The sequence below is a fragment of the Bacillus inaquosorum genome (assembly GCF_023238325.1).
In the GTDB taxonomy this organism is placed as follows: domain Bacteria; phylum Bacillota; class Bacilli; order Bacillales; family Bacillaceae; genus Bacillus; species Bacillus inaquosorum.
Map to the genome: position 1 here is coordinate 1,730,115 of NZ_CP096592.1, position 20,305 is coordinate 1,750,419.

General features: G+C 46.3%; 17 protein-coding genes and 1 riboswitch. Of the genes, 16 read left to right on the forward strand and 1 reads right to left on the reverse strand.

Annotated elements, in window-relative coordinates:
• Nucleotides 1-98: 98 nt before the first annotated feature.
• The 15 genes from M1M80_RS08565 to sirC all read left to right on the forward strand — a co-directional run bounded on the left by M1M80_RS08565 (nucleotide 99) and on the right by sirC (nucleotide 15,714).
• Nucleotides 99-1,013 carry an aspartate carbamoyltransferase catalytic subunit gene (locus M1M80_RS08565; RefSeq protein WP_060398591.1) on the forward strand — a complete coding sequence of 305 codons (915 nt, stop codon included), beginning with the start codon at nucleotides 99-101 and terminating at the stop codon, nucleotides 1,011-1,013.
• Nucleotides 997-2,283: a dihydroorotase gene (locus tag M1M80_RS08570; RefSeq protein ID WP_060398592.1), complete on the forward strand. Its 1,287-nt coding sequence runs from the start codon at nucleotides 997-999 to the stop codon at nucleotides 2,281-2,283. Before M1M80_RS08565 ends, M1M80_RS08570 begins: the two co-directional genes overlap by 17 nt.
• Nucleotides 2,280-3,374, forward strand: coding sequence for a carbamoyl phosphate synthase small subunit (locus M1M80_RS08575; protein WP_060398593.1), 1,095 nt, complete (start codon nucleotides 2,280-2,282; stop codon nucleotides 3,372-3,374). Before M1M80_RS08570 ends, M1M80_RS08575 begins: the two co-directional genes overlap by 4 nt.
• Nucleotides 3,359-6,574, forward strand: a complete 3,216-nt coding sequence (gene carB, locus M1M80_RS08580; RefSeq protein WP_060398594.1) for a carbamoyl-phosphate synthase (glutamine-hydrolyzing) large subunit — start codon at nucleotides 3,359-3,361, stop codon at nucleotides 6,572-6,574. The genes M1M80_RS08575 and carB overlap by 16 nt, the downstream gene beginning before the upstream one ends.
• Nucleotides 6,571-7,341: a dihydroorotate oxidase B electron transfer subunit gene (gene pyrK, locus M1M80_RS08585; protein ID WP_060398595.1), complete on the forward strand. Its 771-nt coding sequence runs from the start codon at nucleotides 6,571-6,573 to the stop codon at nucleotides 7,339-7,341. Before carB ends, pyrK begins: the two co-directional genes overlap by 4 nt.
• Nucleotides 7,341-8,276, forward strand: coding sequence for a dihydroorotate dehydrogenase (locus tag M1M80_RS08590; protein WP_060398596.1), 936 nt, complete (start codon nucleotides 7,341-7,343; stop codon nucleotides 8,274-8,276). Before pyrK ends, M1M80_RS08590 begins: the two co-directional genes overlap by 1 nt.
• Nucleotides 8,245-8,964 carry an orotidine-5'-phosphate decarboxylase gene (gene pyrF, locus M1M80_RS08595; protein ID WP_060398597.1) on the forward strand — a complete coding sequence of 240 codons (720 nt, stop codon included), beginning with the start codon at nucleotides 8,245-8,247 and terminating at the stop codon, nucleotides 8,962-8,964. Before M1M80_RS08590 ends, pyrF begins: the two co-directional genes overlap by 32 nt.
• Nucleotides 8,961-9,593, forward strand: coding sequence for an orotate phosphoribosyltransferase (pyrE, locus tag M1M80_RS08600; RefSeq protein WP_060398598.1), 633 nt, complete (start codon nucleotides 8,961-8,963; stop codon nucleotides 9,591-9,593). The genes pyrF and pyrE overlap by 4 nt, the downstream gene beginning before the upstream one ends.
• A gap of 144 nt (nucleotides 9,594-9,737) precedes the next feature.
• Nucleotides 9,738-9,843, forward strand: a riboswitch (SAM riboswitch).
• A gap of 162 nt (nucleotides 9,844-10,005) precedes the next feature.
• Nucleotides 10,006-10,707 (forward strand): phosphoadenylyl-sulfate reductase, encoded by a 702-nt coding sequence (locus tag M1M80_RS08605; protein WP_003238646.1) that lies wholly within the window; start codon nucleotides 10,006-10,008, stop codon nucleotides 10,705-10,707.
• Between the two features lie 11 nt (nucleotides 10,708-10,718).
• A complete protein-coding gene (gene cysP, locus M1M80_RS08610) occupies nucleotides 10,719-11,783 on the forward strand; it encodes a sulfate permease (protein ID WP_003238644.1) in 1,065 nt (354 codons plus the stop codon).
• Between the two features lie 48 nt (nucleotides 11,784-11,831).
• On the forward strand, nucleotides 11,832-12,980 hold the full coding sequence (gene sat / locus M1M80_RS08615; protein ID WP_060398599.1) for a sulfate adenylyltransferase: 1,149 nt from the start codon (nucleotides 11,832-11,834) through the stop codon (nucleotides 12,978-12,980).
• 12 nt (nucleotides 12,981-12,992) lie between these two features.
• Complete coding sequence (cysC, locus tag M1M80_RS08620; RefSeq protein ID WP_060398600.1) at nucleotides 12,993-13,586, forward strand: adenylyl-sulfate kinase; 594 nt, start codon at nucleotides 12,993-12,995, stop codon at nucleotides 13,584-13,586.
• Between the two features lie 98 nt (nucleotides 13,587-13,684).
• Nucleotides 13,685-14,458, forward strand: coding sequence for a uroporphyrinogen-III C-methyltransferase (gene cobA / locus M1M80_RS08625; RefSeq protein ID WP_060398601.1), 774 nt, complete (start codon nucleotides 13,685-13,687; stop codon nucleotides 14,456-14,458).
• Between the two features lies 1 nt (nucleotide 14,459).
• A complete protein-coding gene (gene sirB / locus M1M80_RS08630; protein ID WP_060398602.1) occupies nucleotides 14,460-15,245 on the forward strand; it encodes a sirohydrochlorin chelatase in 786 nt (261 codons plus the stop codon).
• Complete coding sequence (gene sirC, locus M1M80_RS08635) at nucleotides 15,226-15,714, forward strand: precorrin-2 dehydrogenase (protein WP_060398603.1); 489 nt, start codon at nucleotides 15,226-15,228, stop codon at nucleotides 15,712-15,714. Before sirB ends, sirC begins: the two co-directional genes overlap by 20 nt.
• Nucleotides 15,715-15,752: 38 nt before the next feature.
• Here the strand turns inward: sirC and rqcH are convergent, their stop codons facing one another.
• Nucleotides 15,753-17,465 carry a tRNA modification protein RqcH gene (gene rqcH / locus M1M80_RS08640; protein ID WP_060398604.1) on the reverse strand — a complete coding sequence of 571 codons (1,713 nt, stop codon included), beginning with the start codon at nucleotides 17,463-17,465 and terminating at the stop codon, nucleotides 15,753-15,755.
• Nucleotides 17,466-17,586: 121 nt separating this feature from the next.
• On the opposite strand from rqcH, the gene M1M80_RS08645 reads away from it, so the two are divergent.
• Nucleotides 17,587-20,259, forward strand: a complete 2,673-nt coding sequence (locus M1M80_RS08645) for a calcium-translocating P-type ATPase, SERCA-type (RefSeq protein ID WP_060398605.1) — start codon at nucleotides 17,587-17,589, stop codon at nucleotides 20,257-20,259.
• Nucleotides 20,260-20,305 lie beyond the last annotated feature (46 nt).

Sequence of the window (20,305 nt, forward strand, 5' to 3'; positions counted from 1 at the left end):
AGGAAGCTTCAATGCTGCCCTCTATTTAACCATACCCCGAGTCTATCTAAGACCGGGGTTTTTTTCAGCCTTAAAGTTGAAATGAGAGGGGAAAAAACATGAAGCATTTAACGACGATGAGCGAACTCAGTATTGAGGAAATCAAAGATTTGCTTCAAACAGCACAAGACCTAAAAGGCGGAAAAACAGACAATTGGCTTATGGGGAAATTTGCAGCGAACCTGTTTTTTGAACCGAGCACGAGAACGCGGTTCAGCTTTGAGGTCGCAGAAAAAAAGCTGGGTATGAATGTGCTCAACCTTGATGGAACAAGCACAAGCGTGCAAAAAGGCGAAACCTTATACGACACCATCCGGACGCTCGAATCAATTGGTGCGGACGTGTGCGTCATCAGGCACAGTGAGGATGAGTACTATAAAGAGCTTGTCAGCCAGGTGAATATCCCGATTCTGAATGCGGGAGACGGATGCGGCCAGCATCCGACACAATCACTGCTTGATTTAATGACGATTTATGAAGAGTTCAATACGTTCAAAGGGCTTACCGTCTCCATTCACGGCGATATCAAGCACAGCAGAGTGGCAAGGTCTAATGCAGAAGTTTTGACTAGACTAGGTGCCCGAGTCCTGTTTTCCGGTCCTTCGGAATGGCAGGATGAAGAAAATACATTCGGCACATATGTCTCAATGGATGAAGCAGTTGAGTCTTCCGATGTCGTCATGCTGCTGCGCATTCAAAATGAAAGACATCAGTCCGCTGTCAGCCAGGACGGCTATTTAAACAAGTACGGTTTGACTGCAGAACGGGCTGAACGTATGAAGCAGCATGCAATCATTATGCATCCAGCTCCGGTAAACAGAGGAGTGGAGATTGATGACAGCTTAGTAGAAAGCGAAAAATCAAGAATCTTCAAGCAAATGCAAAATGGTGTATTTATCAGAATGGCAGTGATACAGCGTGCCTTACAAACCAATGTGAAAAGAGGAGAAGCAGCGTATGTCATATCTCATTAAAAACGGCTGGATACTTAACAAAAATGGTGAAAAAACAGAAGCGGATATTCGAGTGACCGGAGAAATCATCTCTGAAATCGGCAAGCTTGATGCAGCGGATGAAGAAACAGTAATTGATGCAAAAGGATTGCTTGTTTCACCTGGATTTGTTGATCTCCACGTACACTTCAGAGAGCCGGGCGGAGAGAAAAAAGAAACCATTGAAACCGGCGCAAAAGCAGCAGCGCGCGGCGGCTATACAACAGTAGCAGCAATGCCGAATACGCGGCCTGTTCCTGATACGAAGGAGCAGATGGAATGGGTGCAAAACCGTATTAAAGAAACATCATGCGTCAGAGTTCTTCCGTATGCATCTATTACGATCAGACAAATCGGCGGTGAAATGACAAACTTTGAAGCTTTAAAAGAAGCCGGGGCATTTGCTTTCACAGATGACGGCGTCGGTATACAGACAGCAGGAATGATGTATGAAGCGATGAAACGGGCAGCCGCAATTGACAAAGCGATTGTTGCGCATTGCGAAGACAACTCCTTAATTTACGGAGGAAGCGTTCATGAGGGGACATTCTCCAAAGCGAACGGTCTCAATGGCATTCCATCTGTGTGTGAATCGGTTCATATTGCCCGCGATGTATTGCTGGCTGAAGCGGCAAACTGCCATTATCATGTATGCCATATCAGCACGAAAGAGTCTGTCAGAGTCGTACGCGATGCGAAAAAAGCAGGAATCAGAGTGACAGCAGAAGTATCACCGCATCATTTGCTGCTTTGTGATGAGGACATTCCGGGGCTGGACACAAATTATAAAATGAATCCTCCGCTCCGCAGCGCAGAAGACAGAGCCGCTTTAATCGAAGGTCTTTTAGACGGAACAATTGATTTTATCGCAACAGACCATGCGCCGCATACAGAAGAAGAGAAAAACACAGACATGAAGATGGCGCCATTCGGAATTGTCGGCTTAGAAACAGCGTTTCCGCTTCTATACACACACTTTGTCAAAAAGGGCAGCTGGTCGCTGAAACAGCTGATTGAATACATGACAATCAAACCATGCGAAGCGTTCGGTCTCCCATACGGAACATTACAAACGGGGCAAGTCGCTGATATTACGTTAATCGATTTGGAAAAAGAAGCAGTTATAGACAAAGAAACATTTTTATCAAAAGGAAAAAATACACCATTCAACGGCATCAGCTGCACCGGCTGGCCGGTCGCTACAATTGCGGCAGGGAAGCTTGCTTATGAAGAAGGGAGACTTGTCAAATGAAGAGACGATTAGTACTGGAAAACGGAGCGGTATTCGAGGGAGAAGCCTTCGGAAGCTTAGAGCACAGCATGGGAGAAGTCGTTTTTAACACTGGGATGACAGGCTATCAGGAAATTTTATCTGATCCTTCTTACTGCGGGCAGATTGTAACATTAACGTACCCGCTTATCGGAAATTACGGCATTAACCGTGATGATTTTGAATCCATTACCCCTTTTGTGAAAGGGCTGATCATCAAAGAATTATGTGAACTGCCTTCAAACTGGCGTTCAGCATACACATTGGACGAATATTTAAAAATGAAAAACATTCCGGGACTGCAAGGAATTGATACGAGAAAGCTGACAAGAATGATTCGCACGGCAGGCGCGCTAAAAGGAACATTCACTTCACCAGATGAAGATATCGAGGCAGTGCTGAAAAGACTGAACGAAACTGAACTGCCGAGAAATCAAGTATCCCAAGTATCAGCCAAAACAGCATATCCGAGCCCGGGAAGAGGCAAACGCATTGTCTTGGTTGACTTCGGCATGAAGCACGGGATTCTAAGAGAGCTGAACAAACGGAAATGTGACGTTATCGTTGTGCCTTACAACATTACAGCAGAAGAAGTGCTTCAGCTGAAACCGGACGGCATCATGCTTTCTAACGGACCTGGGGATCCAAAAGATGTGCCTGAAGCGATTGAAATGATTAAAGGTGTTCTCGGAAAAGTGCCATTATTCGGAATATGTCTTGGCCACCAATTATTCGCGCTGGCGTGCGGGGCGAATACTGAGAAAATGAAATTCGGCCACAGAGGCTCAAACCACCCGGTAAAAGAGCTGGCTACCGGAAAAGTCGCCTTAACATCTCAAAACCATGGCTATACAGTGTCATCCATCAACGAAACAGAACTGGAAGTGACACATATCGCAATTAATGACGATACGATTGAAGGGCTGAAGCATAAAACACTGCCGGCATTTACAGTTCAATACCATCCTGAAGCCTCGCCTGGTCCTGAGGATGCCAACCATCTATTTGACAGATTCATTGAAATGATCGAAACAACAGAGAAAGAAGGGGAAGCGGTATGCCAAAACGCGTAGACATTAACAAAATTTTAGTAATCGGATCCGGACCGATCATCATCGGCCAAGCAGCAGAATTTGACTATGCGGGAACGCAAGCCTGCCTTGCTTTGAAAGAAGAAGGCTATGAAGTCATCCTTGTCAACTCAAACCCTGCCACGATCATGACAGATACAGAAATGGCTGACCGGGTTTACATCGAACCGCTCACACCTGAATTCCTGACACGAATCATCAGAAAAGAACGCCCAGATGCCATTCTTCCCACTCTCGGAGGCCAAACCGGTTTGAATCTTGCGGTTGAGCTTTCAGAAAGAGGCGTCCTGGCAGAATGCGGCGTTGAAGTGCTTGGCACGAAGCTGTCTGCGATTCAGCAGGCTGAAGACCGCGACTTGTTCAGAACACTGATGAATGAGCTGAATGAACCGGTGCCTGAAAGTGAGATCATCCACTCTCTGGAAGAAGCTGAAAACTTCGTCAGTCAAATTGGTTTCCCTGTCATTGTCCGCCCGGCATATACATTAGGCGGAACAGGCGGAGGCATCTGCTCGAACGAAACCGAACTGAAAGAAATTGTTGAGAACGGCTTAAAATTAAGCCCGGTGCATCAATGTCTGCTTGAAAAAAGCATCGCCGGCTATAAAGAAATCGAGTATGAAGTCATGAGAGACAGCCAGGATCACGCCATTGTCGTTTGTAACATGGAGAACATTGATCCAGTCGGAATCCATACTGGAGACAGTATTGTAGTCGCGCCGAGCCAAACGCTCAGCGACCGCGAATATCAGCTCTTGCGGAATGTATCGTTAAAACTGATTCGCGCTCTTGGAATCGAAGGCGGATGTAACGTACAGCTCGCTTTAGATCCGGACAGCTTCCAATACTACATTATTGAAGTAAACCCGCGTGTCAGCCGTTCATCTGCTCTTGCATCAAAAGCGACGGGATATCCGATTGCAAAGCTCGCTGCTAAAATCGCAGTCGGCCTTTCATTAGATGAAATGATGAACCCGGTGACAGGAAAAACATATGCAGCATTTGAACCCGCTCTTGACTATGTCGTATCCAAAATTCCGCGCTGGCCGTTTGATAAGTTTGAATCAGCAAACAGAAAGCTCGGCACGCAAATGAAAGCGACAGGAGAGGTCATGGCGATCGGACGCACGCTTGAAGAGTCATTGCTGAAGGCTGTGCGTTCCCTGGAAGCGGATGTGTATCATCTGGAATTGAAAGACGCTGCTGACATTTCCGATGAGCTTCTTGAAAAACGAATTAAAAAGGCCGGTGACGAACGCTTATTCTACTTAGCTGAAGCATACAGAAGAGGCTACACGGTAGAAGAGCTCCATGAATTTTCCGCTATCGATGTCTTCTTCCTGCATAAGCTGTTCGGAATCGTACAGTTTGAAAAAGAATTGAAGGCACATGCTGGCGATACGGATGTGCTGAGACGGGCAAAAGAACTCGGATTCTCTGATAAGTACATCAGCCGTGAGTGGGAAATGAAAGAATCGGAGCTTTACAGCTTGAGAAAACAAGCGGGAATTGCGCCGGTCTTCAAAATGGTAGATACGTGCGCGGCGGAATTTGAATCAGAAACACCATACTTCTACAGCACATACGAAGAAGAAAATGAGTCTGTCGTTACGGATAAGAAAAGTGTGATCGTGCTTGGTTCCGGTCCGATTCGAATCGGCCAGGGTGTTGAGTTCGACTACGCGACTGTTCACTCTGTGTGGGCCATTAAACAAGCAGGCTATGAAGCCATTATTGTCAATAACAACCCGGAAACCGTTTCAACAGATTTCAGTATCTCAGACAAGCTGTACTTTGAGCCGCTTACAATTGAAGATGTCATGCATATCATTGACCTCGAACAGCCGGTGGGCGTTGTCGTACAATTCGGCGGGCAAACTGCCATTAACCTGGCTGACGAGCTTTCTGCACGCGGAGTCAAAATCCTTGGGACTTCATTAGAAGATTTAGACCGCGCGGAAGACCGGGATAAATTTGAACAAGCGCTTGGAGAACTTGGCGTTCCGCAGCCGCTTGGCAAAACAGCGACATCAGTTGATCAGGCGGTAAGCATCGCGAGTGACATCGGCTATCCGGTACTGGTGCGCCCTTCCTATGTACTAGGCGGCCGGGCAATGGAGATTGTTTATCATGAGGAAGAACTGCTTCATTACATGAAAAACGCAGTCAAAATCAATCCGCAGCACCCAGTATTAATTGACAGATATTTAACTGGGAAAGAAATTGAAGTGGATGCAGTATCTGATGGTGAAACAGTTGTAATCCCGGGAATTATGGAGCACATTGAACGTGCGGGCGTTCACTCCGGAGACTCAATCGCTGTTTATCCGCCTCAGTCTCTCACAGAGGACATTAAGAAAAAAATTGAACAGTACACGATCGCACTAGCCAAAGGGCTGAACATTGTCGGTTTGCTCAATATTCAATTCGTCTTGTCAAAAGGCGAAGTGTACGTGCTCGAAGTGAATCCGAGATCAAGCAGAACCGTACCGTTCTTAAGCAAAATTACAGGTATCCCAATGGCGAATCTCGCAACCAAAATCATTCTCGGTCAAAAGCTGTCTGCGTTTGGCTATACAGAGGGCCTTCAGCCTGAACAGCAAGGTGTATTTGTAAAAGCACCGGTCTTCTCCTTTGCGAAGCTGAGAAGAGTGGACATTACGTTAGGACCTGAAATGAAATCAACAGGTGAGGTCATGGGTAAAGATTCTACCCTTGAAAAGGCGCTCTATAAAGCCCTGATTGCTTCAGGCATTCAAATCCCTAACTACGGTTCCGTGCTTTTAACAGTGGCTGATAAAGACAAAGAAGAAGGGCTAGCCATCGCTAAGCGGTTCCATGCGATCGGCTACAACATTTTAGCCACGGAAGGAACGGCAGGTTACCTGAAAGAAGCTTCAATTCCAGCGAAGGTCGTCGGAAAAATCGGCCAGGATGGCCCGAACTTGCTTGATGTGATCAGAAACGGAGAAGCGCAGTTTGTCATCAATACGCTGACAAAAGGAAAGCAGCCTGCACGAGACGGATTTAGAATCAGACGTGAATCAGTAGAAAACGGTGTTGCCTGCTTAACATCTTTAGATACGGCAGAAGCGATATTGCGAGTGCTGGAAAGCATGACATTCCGTGCTGATCAAATGCCGGCAGTCAATACAAATCAGGAGGCGGCAGTCACTATATGAAAAAAGCGTATTTGACAGTATGTTCTAACCAGCATATTGCAGACCGGGTGTATCAAATGGTTCTGAAAGGGGAGCTTGTCCAAGGGTTTACAACCCCGGGACAGTTCCTTCATCTTAAAGTGAGCGAAGCGGTTACGCCTCTTTTGAGAAGGCCGATCAGCATCGCCGACGTCAACTTTGAAAAAAATGAAGTTACCATCATTTATCGAGTAGATGGGGAAGGAACAAGGCTCTTGTCGCTAAAGCAGCAGGGAGAGCTTGTAGATGTCCTCGGGCCTTTGGGAAATGGCTTTCCGGTCAATGAAGTCCAACCCGGAAAGACGGCTTTGCTGGTAGGAGGCGGTGTAGGTGTGCCGCCTCTCCAAGAGCTGTCGAAACGCTTGAACGAAAAAGGGGTCAAGGTCATACACGTTTTAGGATTTCAATCAGCAAAGGATGTTTTTTACGAAGAAGAGTGCCAGCAGTACGGAGACACGTATGTGGCAACAGCTGACGGAAGCTATGGGGAAACCGGGTTTGTTACAAATGTAATTAAACAGAAAAATCTAGAGTTTGACATTCTCCTCAGCTGCGGGCCGACACCGATGCTGAAGGCGTTAAAAAAGGAATATGCCCATAAAGAAGTCTACCTGTCTATGGAGGAACGAATGGGCTGCGGAATCGGCGCATGCTTCGCGTGTGTGTGCCATACAAACGAAAGTGAGACATCCTACGTAAAAGTATGTCTCGACGGGCCTGTATTTAAAGCTCAGGAGGTGGCGCTGTAATGCTAGAGGTGAAATTACCTGGGCTTGATTTGAAAAACCCGATCATTCCTGCATCAGGCTGCTTCGGTTTTGGAAAAGAGTTTGCGCGTTTTTATGATTTGTCTTGTCTCGGAGCAATCATGATCAAAGCTACGACAAAAGAGCCTCGCTTCGGGAATCCGACCCCTAGGGTAGCTGAGACTGGCGCTGGAATGCTCAATGCGATCGGTCTGCAAAATCCGGGGCTGGAAAGCGTCTTGCAAAATGAGCTGCCGTGGCTTGAGCAGTTTGATACGCCGATCATTGCCAATGTCGCAGGCTCTCAAGTCGAGGATTATGTTGAAGTCGCGAAGCATATCAGCAAAGCGCCTAATGTTCATGCACTTGAATTGAACATTTCCTGCCCGAATGTGAAAACAGGCGGAATCGCTTTTGGCACGAACCCTGAAATGGCTGCCGATTTGACGAAAGCGGTTAAAGAGGTTTCAGATGTGCCCGTTTATGTGAAGCTTTCCCCGAACGTGGCAAATATCACAGAAATTGCATCAGCGATCGAAGAGGCGGGAGCGGATGGTCTTACGATGATCAACACATTAATCGGCATGAGGCTCGATTTAAAATCAGGCAAGCCGATATTAGCGAATAAAACAGGGGGACTTTCCGGCCCTGCTGTGAAGCCGGTTGCCATTCGCATGGTGTATGAAGTCAGCCAGGCTGTCAATATCCCGATTATCGGTATGGGAGGCGTGCAGACGGCTGAAGATGCACTGGAGTTTCTTCTCGCGGGAGCAAGCGCGGTCGCAGTCGGAACAGCAAACTTTGTGAATCCTTTTGCATGTCCAGACATCATTGAACAGCTCCCTGCTGTTTTGCGCCAATACGGCTATCAAACAATTGAAGAATGCATCGGAAGGAGCTGGAATCATGAAAAACAACCTGCCCATCATCGCGCTTGATTTTGCATCAGTTGAAGAAACACTTGCATTCTTAGCGCCTTTTCAGAAAGAACCGTTATTTGTAAAGGTTGGAATGGAGCTTTTTTATCAAGAAGGGCCATCCATAGTTAAACAGCTAAAAGAAAGAAATTGCGAACTGTTTTTAGATTTAAAACTTCATGACATCCCGACCACTGTAAACAAAGCGATGAAGCGCCTTGCCGGTCTCGGAGTAGACCTCGTCAATGTTCATGCGGCCGGGGGCAAAAAAATGATGCAAGCAGCTCTGGAAGGTTTAGAAGAAGGTACGCCGGCTGGAAAAAAACGCCCGTCACTTATCGCGGTAACCCAGCTGACAAGCACATCTGAACAAATGATGAAAGATGAACTGCTGATCCAAAAGCCTCTGATCGACACGGTTGTGCACTACAGCAAACTGGCGGAAGAAAGCGGACTGGATGGAGTGGTCTGCTCTGTTCATGAAGCGAAAGCAATTTACCAAGCGGTTTCGCCTTCATTTCTGACTGTCACTCCGGGGATCAGGATGTCAGAGGACGCTGCGAATGACCAAATCCGCGTAGCAACACCTGCAATTGCAAGAGAGAAAGGTTCATCAGCGATTGTGGTAGGACGCTCGATTACAAAAGCGGCAGACCCGGTAAAAGCCTATGAAGCTGTCAGACTCGAATGGGAGGGAATCAAACAATGAAACAAATCATCGCAAAACATCTATTAGACATCCAAGCTGTATTTTTACGCCCAAACGAGCCATTTACATGGGCAAGCGGCATTTTATCGCCAATCTACTGTGACAACCGCCTTACACTATCTTTCCGGGAGGTCAGAAATGATGTCGCCGCAGGCATCAGCAAGCTTGTCGAAGAGCATTTTCCTGAAGCTGAAATGATTGCGGGAACAGCAACAGCCGGTATTCCTCATGCTGCTCTGGCGGCTGACCGTTTGAATCTTCCGATGTGTTATGTGAGAAGCAAGCCGAAAGCGCACGGAAAAGGCAATCAGATTGAGGGAGCTGTTCAAAAAGGCCAAAAAACGGTCGTCATTGAAGACTTAATCTCCACAGGAGGCAGCGTGCTTGAAGCTGCGGCAGCTTTACAAGCGGCTGGCTGTGAGGTGCTTGGGGTTGTCTCAATCTTTACGTACGGGCTTCCTAAAGCGCAGGAAGCGTTTGCGAAGGCAGAACTGCCATACTACTCATTAACTGATTATGATACGCTGACAGAGGTCGCGCTTGAAAACGGAAATATTCATTCGGACGATCTGAAAAAGCTGCAAACGTGGAAGCAAAATCCCGAGTCGAAAGATTGGTTTAAAAAATAAAAAATAAATTCCGGTGATGCACAGGGGCTTCAAAGCCTTGCTGTGCGTGAAAACAGGCCTAGAGGCCTGTTTTTTTATTAATCCTATAAAAAAAGTCGGGTTGACTTATGTTAGAATTGTGCTAAAATTTACTACAAATCTAAAAACTTATCAAGAGCGGCTGAGGGACTGGACCTATGAAGCCCGGCAACCTGCACAGTGTGTAAGGTGCTACTTCCAGCAAAATGAATTCCATTTTGAAAGATAAGGGCTACATGCTGTTCCTGTCTTTCTTTCCGCCGGATTGAAAGTTTTTTATTTTAAGAGGAAAAAAGGCTGTTTGCGATAACAGCAGCCGCACCACATTACAATTGGGAAAAGACAACCGGCAGAAAGCTACTGTTTGTTTGTCTCCGAAAGGAGGAAAGAAGAAATGTTAACGTACGATAATTGGGAGGAACCAACGATTACATTTCCGGAAGACGATCCTTATAAAGGAGCGCTGTCAGTTTTAAAGTGGGCATACGGCCATTACGGCAATCAGCTTGTTTATGCCTGCAGTTTCGGAATTGAGGGAATCGTTCTGATTGACTTAATTTATAAAGTGAAAAAAGACGCAGAGATTGTGTTTCTTGATACAGGACTTCATTTTAAAGAAACCTATGAAACGATTGAGCGAGTGAAAGAGCGTTATCCGGGTCTTAATATCATCCTGAAAAAGCCAGATCTTACCCTTGAGGAGCAAGCCGAAGAATATGGTGACAAACTGTGGGAAAGAGAGCCGAATCAGTGCTGCTATCTTAGAAAGGTTGTTCCTTTAAGAGAGGCGCTTTCAGGGCATCCGGCCTGGCTTTCCGGTCTGCGCCGCGATCAAGGGCCAAGCCGTGCCAATACAAATTTCTTAAACAAAGATGAAAAATTCAAATCAGTAAAAGTATGTCCGCTTATCCATTGGACTTGGAAAGACATTTGGAGATACACATCCCGGAATGAGCTGGACTACAACCCGCTTCATGACCAAGGATATCCAAGCATTGGCTGCGCACCTTGTACGGCTCCTGCTTTTACCGCAGAGGATTTACGCTCAGGCAGATGGAATGGTATGGCGAAAACAGAATGCGGATTGCATGAATAAGGAGCTGCAAAATGGAATTAGCCGCTATTTTATTTAGCTTGTTTTTCGCGATGAATATCGGTGCAAGCGGCGCTGCAGCTTCGATGGGAGTTGCTTACGGCTCTGGAGCCATCAAAAAGAAAACCTACGCTTTGATCATATGTGCAGTCGGTGTGCTGGCCGGGGCGGTCATTGGCGGGGGCGAGGTTGTAAAAACCATCAGCTCCGGCATTATCCCCGAGCAGACGATTACACTGACGATTGTTTGCATCATTATTGGAGCCGCTGCGCTGTCGCTCTTTACGGCTAATCTGCTCGGCATTCCATTGTCGACAAGTGAAGTAACAGTCGGCGCGGTTGTCGGAGTGGGAGTGGCTTACAAAGTATTGTTTGTGAACAATCTTCTGGTCATTGTGGCGTTTTGGGTTTTTGTCCCGCTGTTTGCTTTCGGCTTCACCTATTTTGTTTCAAAGCTGTTTAGCTATTTTAAGATTGAAATTAAGTCTTCTAAAAAGCAAAAAATCCTTGGCATTGTTTTGTTAGTTGCCGGATTTTTTGAAGCGTTCTCTGCCGGCATGAACAACGTGGCGAATGCCGTTGGCCCATTAGTAGCGGCCGGTGTGCTTGATGTCGCGAAAGGAACCTTGTACGGGGGAGTTTTTGTCTCCCTTGGCGCACTGTTATTAGGCCGGCGGGTGTTAGAAACAAACGGGAAGAAAATTACGAGATTCTCAAAAGGAGAAGGCATTCTCTTATCCGGTACAGGAGCCGGACTGGTGATCATCAGTTCTGTATTTGGGATGCCGGTGCCTCTGGCGCAAGTCACGTCATCGTCTATTATCGGAATAGGCATGGCAAAAAACGGTCCGAATGTGTTCCATAAACAAGTTGTTCAAACGATGCTGAAGGTATGGATCGTATCGCCGTTTTTATCTTTATCGATTTCTTATCTGCTTGTATCCTTGTTTTTAAAAGAGGATTATTATTCAATCTTTATCATGGTAAGCGTGCTTTTAGCGGCGGGCGGTGCCATCAGCCTGACGAAGGCCATTCGTAAAGAGAGACGCTCTGTCCACGAACAAGGCGGGGGAATCTGATCATTAATCTGAGTTATTTTATATGTTAACTAGGAGGAAATGGATATTATGAGCTTAGCACCACACGGAGGAACATTAGTAAACAGAGTAGATGAATCATATGATGTGAGCAGCATTCAAAAAGAAATTGAACTTGATTTAATTTCTTTCGCGGATTTGGAATTAATCGGAATTGGCGCATACAGCCCGATCGAAGGCTTCTTTAATGAAAAAGATTACGTATCTGTTGTCGAAAACATGCGTCTTTCTTCCGGCGTTGTCTGGTCCCTTCCAATCACACTTCCGGTCGATGCGCAAAAAGCAGCGGAACTGTCAGTCGGTGAAACGGTAAAGCTAACGTATGAAGGAGAAACATACGGCGTGATCCAAATCGAAGACCTGTACGTGCCTGACAAACAAAAAGAAGCTGTCAATGTGTACAAAACGGATGAGCAGGAGCATCCGGGTGTTAAAAAGCTGTTCAGCCGCGGCGATACATATGTCGGCGGACCGATCACATTGATTAAAAAAGCTTCAAAACAGTTCCCTGAGTTTACGTTTGAACCGGCAGAAACAAGACGCCAGTTTGCGGAAAATGGCTGGGAAACCATTGTCGGTTTCCAAACAAGAAATCCTGTTCACAGAGCGCATGAATACATTCAAAAAACGGCTCTTGAAACAGTAGACGGCTTGTTCTTAAACCCGCTGGTAGGCGAAACAAAATCTGATGACATCCCAGCTGATGTGCGGATGGAAAGCTACCAAGTGCTTCTTGACAATTACTATCCGAAAGACCGCGTGTTCCTTGGCGTCTTCTTAGCGGCGATGCGTTATGCAGGACCGAGAGAAGCGATTTTCCACGCGCTTGTCAGAAAAAACTACGGCTGCACGCATTTTATCGTCGGCCGCGATCACGCAGGTGTAGGTGACTATTACGGAACATACGAGGCACAGGAGCTGTTTGACACATTTAAACCTGAAGAACTCGGAATTACACCGCTGAAATTCGAGCACAGCTTCTTCTGCGAAAAATGCGGGAATATGGGAACAGCGAAAACTTGCCCTCATGGCAGAGAGCATCACGTCATCTTATCAGGCACTAAGGTAAGAGGCATGCTGAGAGACGGTGTGCTGCCTCCTGCAGAATTCAGCCGCGCAGAAGTCGTAGAAGTGTTAATCAGAGGTATGAAGAAAAAAGAAGAAGCAGGCGTATCTTAAGGAGGACTGGCAGTGACAAATCGCGATATCGTATGGCATGAAGCCTCTATTACAAAAGAAGAGTATCAGCAAAAAAACAAGCACAAAAGCTCCATTCTCTGGCTGACAGGGTTAAGCGGTTCAGGTAAATCAACGATTGCCAATGCAGCTGCGAGAGAATTGTTTGAGCAGGGCTACCAGGTGATTGTGCTGGACGGTGATAATATCCGTCACGGCTTAAATAAGGATCTTGGTTTTTCTGATGAAGACCGAAAAGAAAACATCCGCCGGATCGGAGAGGTGGCAAAGCTTTTTGTTCAGCAGGGCACCATTGTGCTTACTGCTTTTATCTCTCCTTTCCGCGAGGACAGAGAACAGGTTCGCCAGCTTGTGGAAGCAGGCGAATTCAATGAGGTATACATTAAATGCGACCTCGATATTTGTGAACAAAGAGATCCGAAAGGGCTCTACAAAAAAGCAAGAAACGGGGAAATTCCGTTCTTTACAGGAATTGATTCTCCTTATGAAGAGCCGGAAGCACCGGAGCTCGTTCTTGATTCAGGACAGCATGACCGTGAAGAGTGTAAAAACCAGCTGATCGAGTTTGTCAAACAAAAATTGAGCTAAATATGATCTGCTGTGTTCTTCTCAGACGTTGAAATGCAAGCGAGAATAACATCACAGCGAATGTTCTGGAAGAACTCGAATAGATCGGGGGAAATACGATGGGGAAAGTATATATTGTAGGAGCGGGTCCCGGAGACCCTGATCTGCTGACAATTAAAGCGCTGAAAGCCATTGAAAAAGCTGATGTCATCTTATATGACAGATTAGTAAATAAAGAGATTTTACAATATGCCAAAGAGCAAGCAGACCTGATCTACTGCGGGAAGCTTCCAGATTTTCATACGATGAAACAAGAAACCATCAATCGATTTCTTGTGAAGTATGCACAAAAAGGGAAAACCGTTGTCAGACTGAAGGGCGGAGACCCATTTGTGTTCGGCAGAGGAGGGGAAGAAGCGGAATGCCTCTCTGAAAACGGAATTCCGTTTGAAATCATCCCTGGCATTACGTCAGGAATCGCGGCAGCCGCTTATGCCGGGATTCCTGTTACTCATCGGGATGCGGGCTCTAACGTCGCTTTTGTAACGGGTCATTATAAAAAAGAAGAAGATTTTGAGGAAAAGTGGAAAGTGCTGGCTACAGGAATTGATACACTTGTCATCTATATGGGTATCAAAAACGTACAGCAGATTGAAAGAAAACTCCTTGAAAACGGCCGGGACGGTTCTACGCCGGCAGCCTTTATTCACTGGGGAACAACGGACAAGCAAAAATCTGTTTTTTGTACAGTTGAAACCCTTTCAGAAACAGTGATAAAAGAAGATATTAAAAATCCGAGTTTAATTGTCATTGGAAATGTTGTAAATTATCACTATAAGCTGGATTGGTTTGAATCTGAACTGAAAAAACAAGATTTAAGCGAGGCGTTGTAAAATGAAACAAGCGATTTTATATGTTGGTCACGGCAGCCGGGTAAAAAAAGCGCAGCAAGAAGCCGCAGCCTTTTTGGAAGGATGCAAGGCGCACGTCTCTGCGCCTGTACAGGAAATCAGCTTTTTGGAGCTTCAGGAGCCGACAATTGAGACAGGGTTTGAAGCATGTGTGAAGCAAGGCGCCACTCATATCGCAGTGGTGCCTCTGCTTCTTTTAACAGCTGCGCATGCAAAACATGATATTCCGGAAGAAATTGCGCGTGCAGCATCGCGATATCCTTCAGTCCGCATTTCATACGGAAAGCCGATCGGGATTGACGAAGAAGTAGTCAAAGCAGTATATCACCGAATGAAAGACATAGGTGTTCCGTATGAAAATGCCAGAGTCGTGCTCATCGGGAGGGGCAGTTCAGATCCCGCTGTAAAAAGAGACGTAACCGGCATTGCCAATCTTCTTCAACAGATGATTCCGGTCAAGGAAGTCATCCCGTGCTTTTTGACAGCATGCGGCCCGAATTATAAAGAGATTTTTTCAGAGCTTAAAAAAGATGACGGCATGACAACCTTTGTTGTTCCCTATTTGCTCTTTACGGGTATGCTGATGAATGAAATAGAACGAGAGGTTCAGAAATTAAAAGCTCAAAATCCGAATGTCTATCTCTCTTCCTATATCGGTTTCCACCCCCATGTGAAAAACGCATTTTTAAACCGTGTGAGAGAAACCGCCGCAAACCATGAGGGGCAATTTGATTTTGACGGAGGTTCATATGCTTCCGCTGCACATTAGCCTGGAAAAGAAAAAGGTTGTCATTGCGGGGGGCGGCACCATTGCTCTCAGAAGGCTGAAAACGGTACTTTCTGAGGGAGCTGATATTACGCTTGTCAGTCCGGATGTTGAACCGGAAATCAAGAAGATGGCAGACAACCGCCGCATCAGATGGGCCAGCCGCACGATTGAAAAAGAAGACTATCTCGATGCTTTTTTGATTATTGCCGCGACGGATAATGCGGCAGTGAACAAAGAAATTGCTCAAACCGCTTCACCTTTTCAGCTTGTCAATTGTGTCAGTGAAGCTGAGCTTGGCAACGTGTACATACCGAAAATCGTAAAAAGAGGGCATGTTACGGTGTCTGTTTCTACAAACGGAGCCAGTCCAAAGCATACAAAGGAACTGTCTGAAAAAGTGGATGAGCTGATTGACGGCGACTTTGTCGCTGAAGTTGACAGGCTTTATCATGTAAGACGAAAGAAATAAGCCAGAGCATACAATGCTCTGGCTTTTCTTTATGCGGCTCAGCTTTTTTTCAGCTTGATGACAGTATCAGCATCAGGTGTGACAAAAACGGTATGCTGGCTGTCGTAGGTGACGAAGCCAGGCTTCGCACCGTTCGGTTTTTTGACATGTCTGATTTTTGTATAATCTACAGGAACTGAACTTGAATCTTTAGCTTTTGAAAAATAAGCTGCAATTGTCGCGGCTTCAATGATTGTTTGCTCATCCGGTTCGCTGCTTCTGATCACAACGTGGGAGCCTGGAATATCCTTCGTGTGAAGCCAAATATCGTCTCTGGCTGCCGCTCTTGTCGTTAAATATTCATTTTGGCGGTTGTTTTTACCCACTAAAATCGTTAAGCCCGAAGAGGATTCATATGTTTCTAAAACCGGGTTGTGCGGTTTTTGTTTTCTCTGTCCTTTTTGCTGCTTAGGGCGTAAATATTTGCCCTCCACGAGCTCCTCCCTGATTTCGCTGATATCTCGAGGAGAAGCGGACGAAAGCTGCTGAATCAGCTGATCAAAGTATTCGATCTCCTCCTGTGCCAGCCTGATTTGCTCTTCGACAACTGCGACCGAATTTTTCGCTTTCTGATACTTCGTGAAGTAGGCCTGTGCGTTTTCAGAAGGCGTTTTGTTCGGGTTTAACGGTATCGTGATTGTCGGACTTTCTTCATCGTAATAGTTGATGACCTCAGCCTGTTTATCACCTTTTTTCAGCATGTATAAATTAGCAGTTAAAAGCTCCCCGTATAGCTGAAATTCCTTCGCGTTTTCCGAATACTCCAGTGTTTTCTCTAATTTTTTGATTTTGTTGGCATTCTTCTTCCGTTCATTGACAACAAACCGTTCAAGATCCTGAGCCTGCTGCTTAACCCGGTCTCGTTCAGCTTTTCCGAAATAAAAACGGTCGAGCAGCTCGCTTAATGAATCAAACCGGCGCGCTTCACCTTTTAGATGAGTCAGCTCCAGCAGATAAAAATATTCCTTTCCGTTTACAGTTGTAATGTTGGGAAGGAAGCGGTGTTCTTTTACTTCTGTAAACAGCTCCAGCAGCGCTTTTGGCAGTGTGACTTTGTTGGCAAGCCCCGCTCTGTGAACCGCTTCTTTAGCAAAGAGCGGAGACACACCTGAAAAGTGGTCGACAATTTGTTTGTCCAGCCGTCCTTCTTGAAAACTGAGATGACGTAAAATATCGTCTTCTGTCGCCTCGAGCGGCGAGATTTTGTCCTGGGCCGGCGGAAGCTTATAATCGTAGCCGGGCAGTACGGTACGGTAGCTGTTCATTGACGGTGATAAATGCTTAAGTCCGTCGATGATCACATTTTCTGCTCCGTCTGTCAAAATGATATTGCTGTGGCGGCCCATAATTTCTACATAAAGCTTTCGAACGGTTTCATCGCCAATTTCGTTCCGGCTTTTGATATGAAAAATCATAATGCGGTCCAAGCCCGCTTGTTCAATTTTCTCAATGAATCCGCCTTCGATATGCTTTCTCAGCAGCATGCAAAACATTGGCGGTTCGCTTGGGTTTTCATAAGCTTGCGTCGTGATGTGCACCCGTGAATAGCTCGGGTGAGCGGATAGTAATAGTTTTTGGTTTTTTCCATTAGCACGGATGTGAAAAATCACATCGTGCTTATATGGCTGATGGACTTTCGTAATTCGCCCGCCCATCATTTTCTCATTAAGTTCGTGTGTCATTCCGTATGTAAACATGCCATCAAACGACATATGCAATACACCCTCTCATTCTTCCTGCATTCGATAATTATAGCATGAAATGGGACGAGTCAGAATAAGCATGCTTATAGAGTGATATCTCTATAAGAGAGCAGGGGAGTGGACGAGCGGAATGAAGTTTCATGAAATGGGACAAACAGATTTACTAGAGGCAACCAATACGTCCATGAAACAAGGATTAACAGAAAAAGAGGTGAAAAAACGCCTCGACAAGCATGGACCAAACGAGCTGCAAGAAGGGAAAAAAACATCAGCGCTTCTCTTGTTTTTGGCGCAGTTCAAAGATTTTATGGTGCTTGTGCTTCTGGCGGCAACGTTAATCTCAGGATTTCTTGGTGAATATGTAGACGCGGTTGCGATTATTGCGATTGTGTTGGTGAATGGCATACTCGGTTTCTTTCAAGAAAGGCGTGCTGAGCAATCTCTTCAGGCTTTAAAAGAGCTTTCAACACCGCATGTCATGGCGCTCAGGGAAGGAAGCTGGACAAAGATTCCTTCTAAGGAACTTGTGCCGGGTGATATTGTGAAATTTACAAGCGGGGACAGGATTGGCGCGGACGTTCGAATTGTCGAAGCGAAAAGCCTTGAAATAGAAGAATCAGCGCTGACCGGGGAATCAATCCCGGTTGTGAAGCATGCAGATAAATTGAAAAAACCGGATGTTTCCCTCGGTGATATTACGAATATGGCATTTATGGGAACCATTGTGACCCGCGGCAGCGGTGTCGGGGTCGTTGTCGGCACAGGAATGAATACGGCAATGGGGAAAATTGCCGACATGCTTGAATCAGCAGGGACACTGTCAACCCCGCTGCAAAGAAGACTTGAGCAGCTCGGGAAGATTTTAATTGTTGTTGCCTTGCTTTTGACCGTACTTGTCGTTGCTGTCGGTGTCATTCAGGGGCACGATCTGTACAGCATGTTTTTAGCGGGTGTGTCGTTAGCAGTCGCCGCAATTCCAGAGGGGCTCCCGGCGATTGTGACAGTGGCGCTGTCGCTAGGCGTACAGCGGATGATTAAGCAAAAATCAATCGTACGAAAGCTTCCCGCGGTTGAGACGCTTGGGTGTGCGTCTATCATTTGTTCAGATAAAACCGGGACAATGACGCAAAACAAAATGACGGTGACACATGTCTGGTCCGGTGGAAAAACATGGAGAGTAACCGGGGCCGGCTATGAGCCGAAAGGAAGCTTCACACTGAACGAAAAAGAGATCAGTGTGAATGAGCATCCGCCGCTTCAGCAGATGCTGCTGTTCGGAGCGCTTTGTAACAACTCCAATATTGAGAGAAGAGATGGCGAATATGTGCTTGACGGAGATCCAACGGAGGGAGCGCTGCTCACCGCGGCAAGAAAAGGCGGTTTTTCAAAGGAGTTTGTTGAATCTCATTACCGGATGATTGAAGAGTTTCCGTTTGATTCTGCACGGAAAATGATGACTGTCATTGTCGAGGATCAGGACAGAAAGCGGTATATCATTACAAAAGGTGCACCGGATGTGCTGATGCAGCGCTCTTCCCGTATTTTTTATGACGGCTCAGCGGCGCTTTTCTCAAATGAGAGAAAAGCAGAAACAGAGGCGGTATTAAGACAGTTGGCATCCCAGGCGCTCAGAACGATAGCGGTTGCCTACAGGCCGCTAAAAGCAGGTGAAACACCGTCTATGGAGCAGGCGGAAAAAGATTTGACGATGCTCGGTCTTTCGGGCATTATCGATCCGCCGCGGCCGGAAGTCAGACAGGCGATTAAAGAATGCCGTGAAGCGGGAATTAAGACCGTCATGATTACAGGCGATCATGTGGAGACTGCTAAAGCGATAGCGAAAGACTTGCGCCTCCTTCCGAAAAGCGGCAAAATCATGGACGGCAAGATGCTGAATGAACTTTCTCAAGAAGAGCTTTCTCATGTAGTGGAGGATGTGTATGTATTTGCCCGTGTTTCTCCAGAGCACAAACTGAAAATCGTTAAAGCCTACCAGGAGAACGGGCATATTGTGGCGATGACGGGAGACGGCGTCAATGACGCCCCAGCCATTAAACAGGCTGACATTGGAGTCTCTATGGGCATTACCGGGACAGATGTGGCCAAAGAAGCGTCATCCCTTGTTCTCGTGGATGATAATTTTGCGACGATCAAATCAGCGATAAAAGAGGGCAGAAACATCTATGAAAATATCAGAAAGTTTATCAGGTACCTGTTGGCTTCTAACGTCGGAGAAATTCTTGTCATGCTGTTTGCGATGCTGCTTGCCCTTCCTTTGCCGCTCGTGCCGATTCAGATTTTGTGGGTCAACTTGGTGACCGACGGATTGCCGGCAATGGCGCTCGGCATGGATCAGCCGGAAGGAGATGTGATGAAGCGGAAGCCGCGTCATCCGAAAGAAGGAGTGTTTGCCCGCAAGCTTGGATGGAAGGTCGTCTCCAGAGGATTTTTGATCGGAGCTGCCACCATTTTAGCGTTTATCATTGTGTATCACCGGAATCCGGAGAATTTGGCTTATGCCCAGACGATCGCGTTTGCCACATTGGTTCTGGCTCAGCTTATTCACGTTTTTGACTGTCGCAGCGAGACCTCTGTTTTTTCCAGAAATCCGTTTGAAAATCTGTACTTAATCGGCGCAGTATTGTCATCAATTTTGCTGATGCTGGTCGTGATCTACTATCCGCCGCTTCAGCCGATTTTCCATACAGTTGCCATTACGCCGGGAGACTGGATGCTCGTCATCGGCATGTCCGCCATTCCTACTTTTTTGCTGGCTGGGTCACTTTTGACAAGAAAAAAATAAATTCATATGATATAATCTTAGGGGTAATAGCATGTCTATTGCCCTT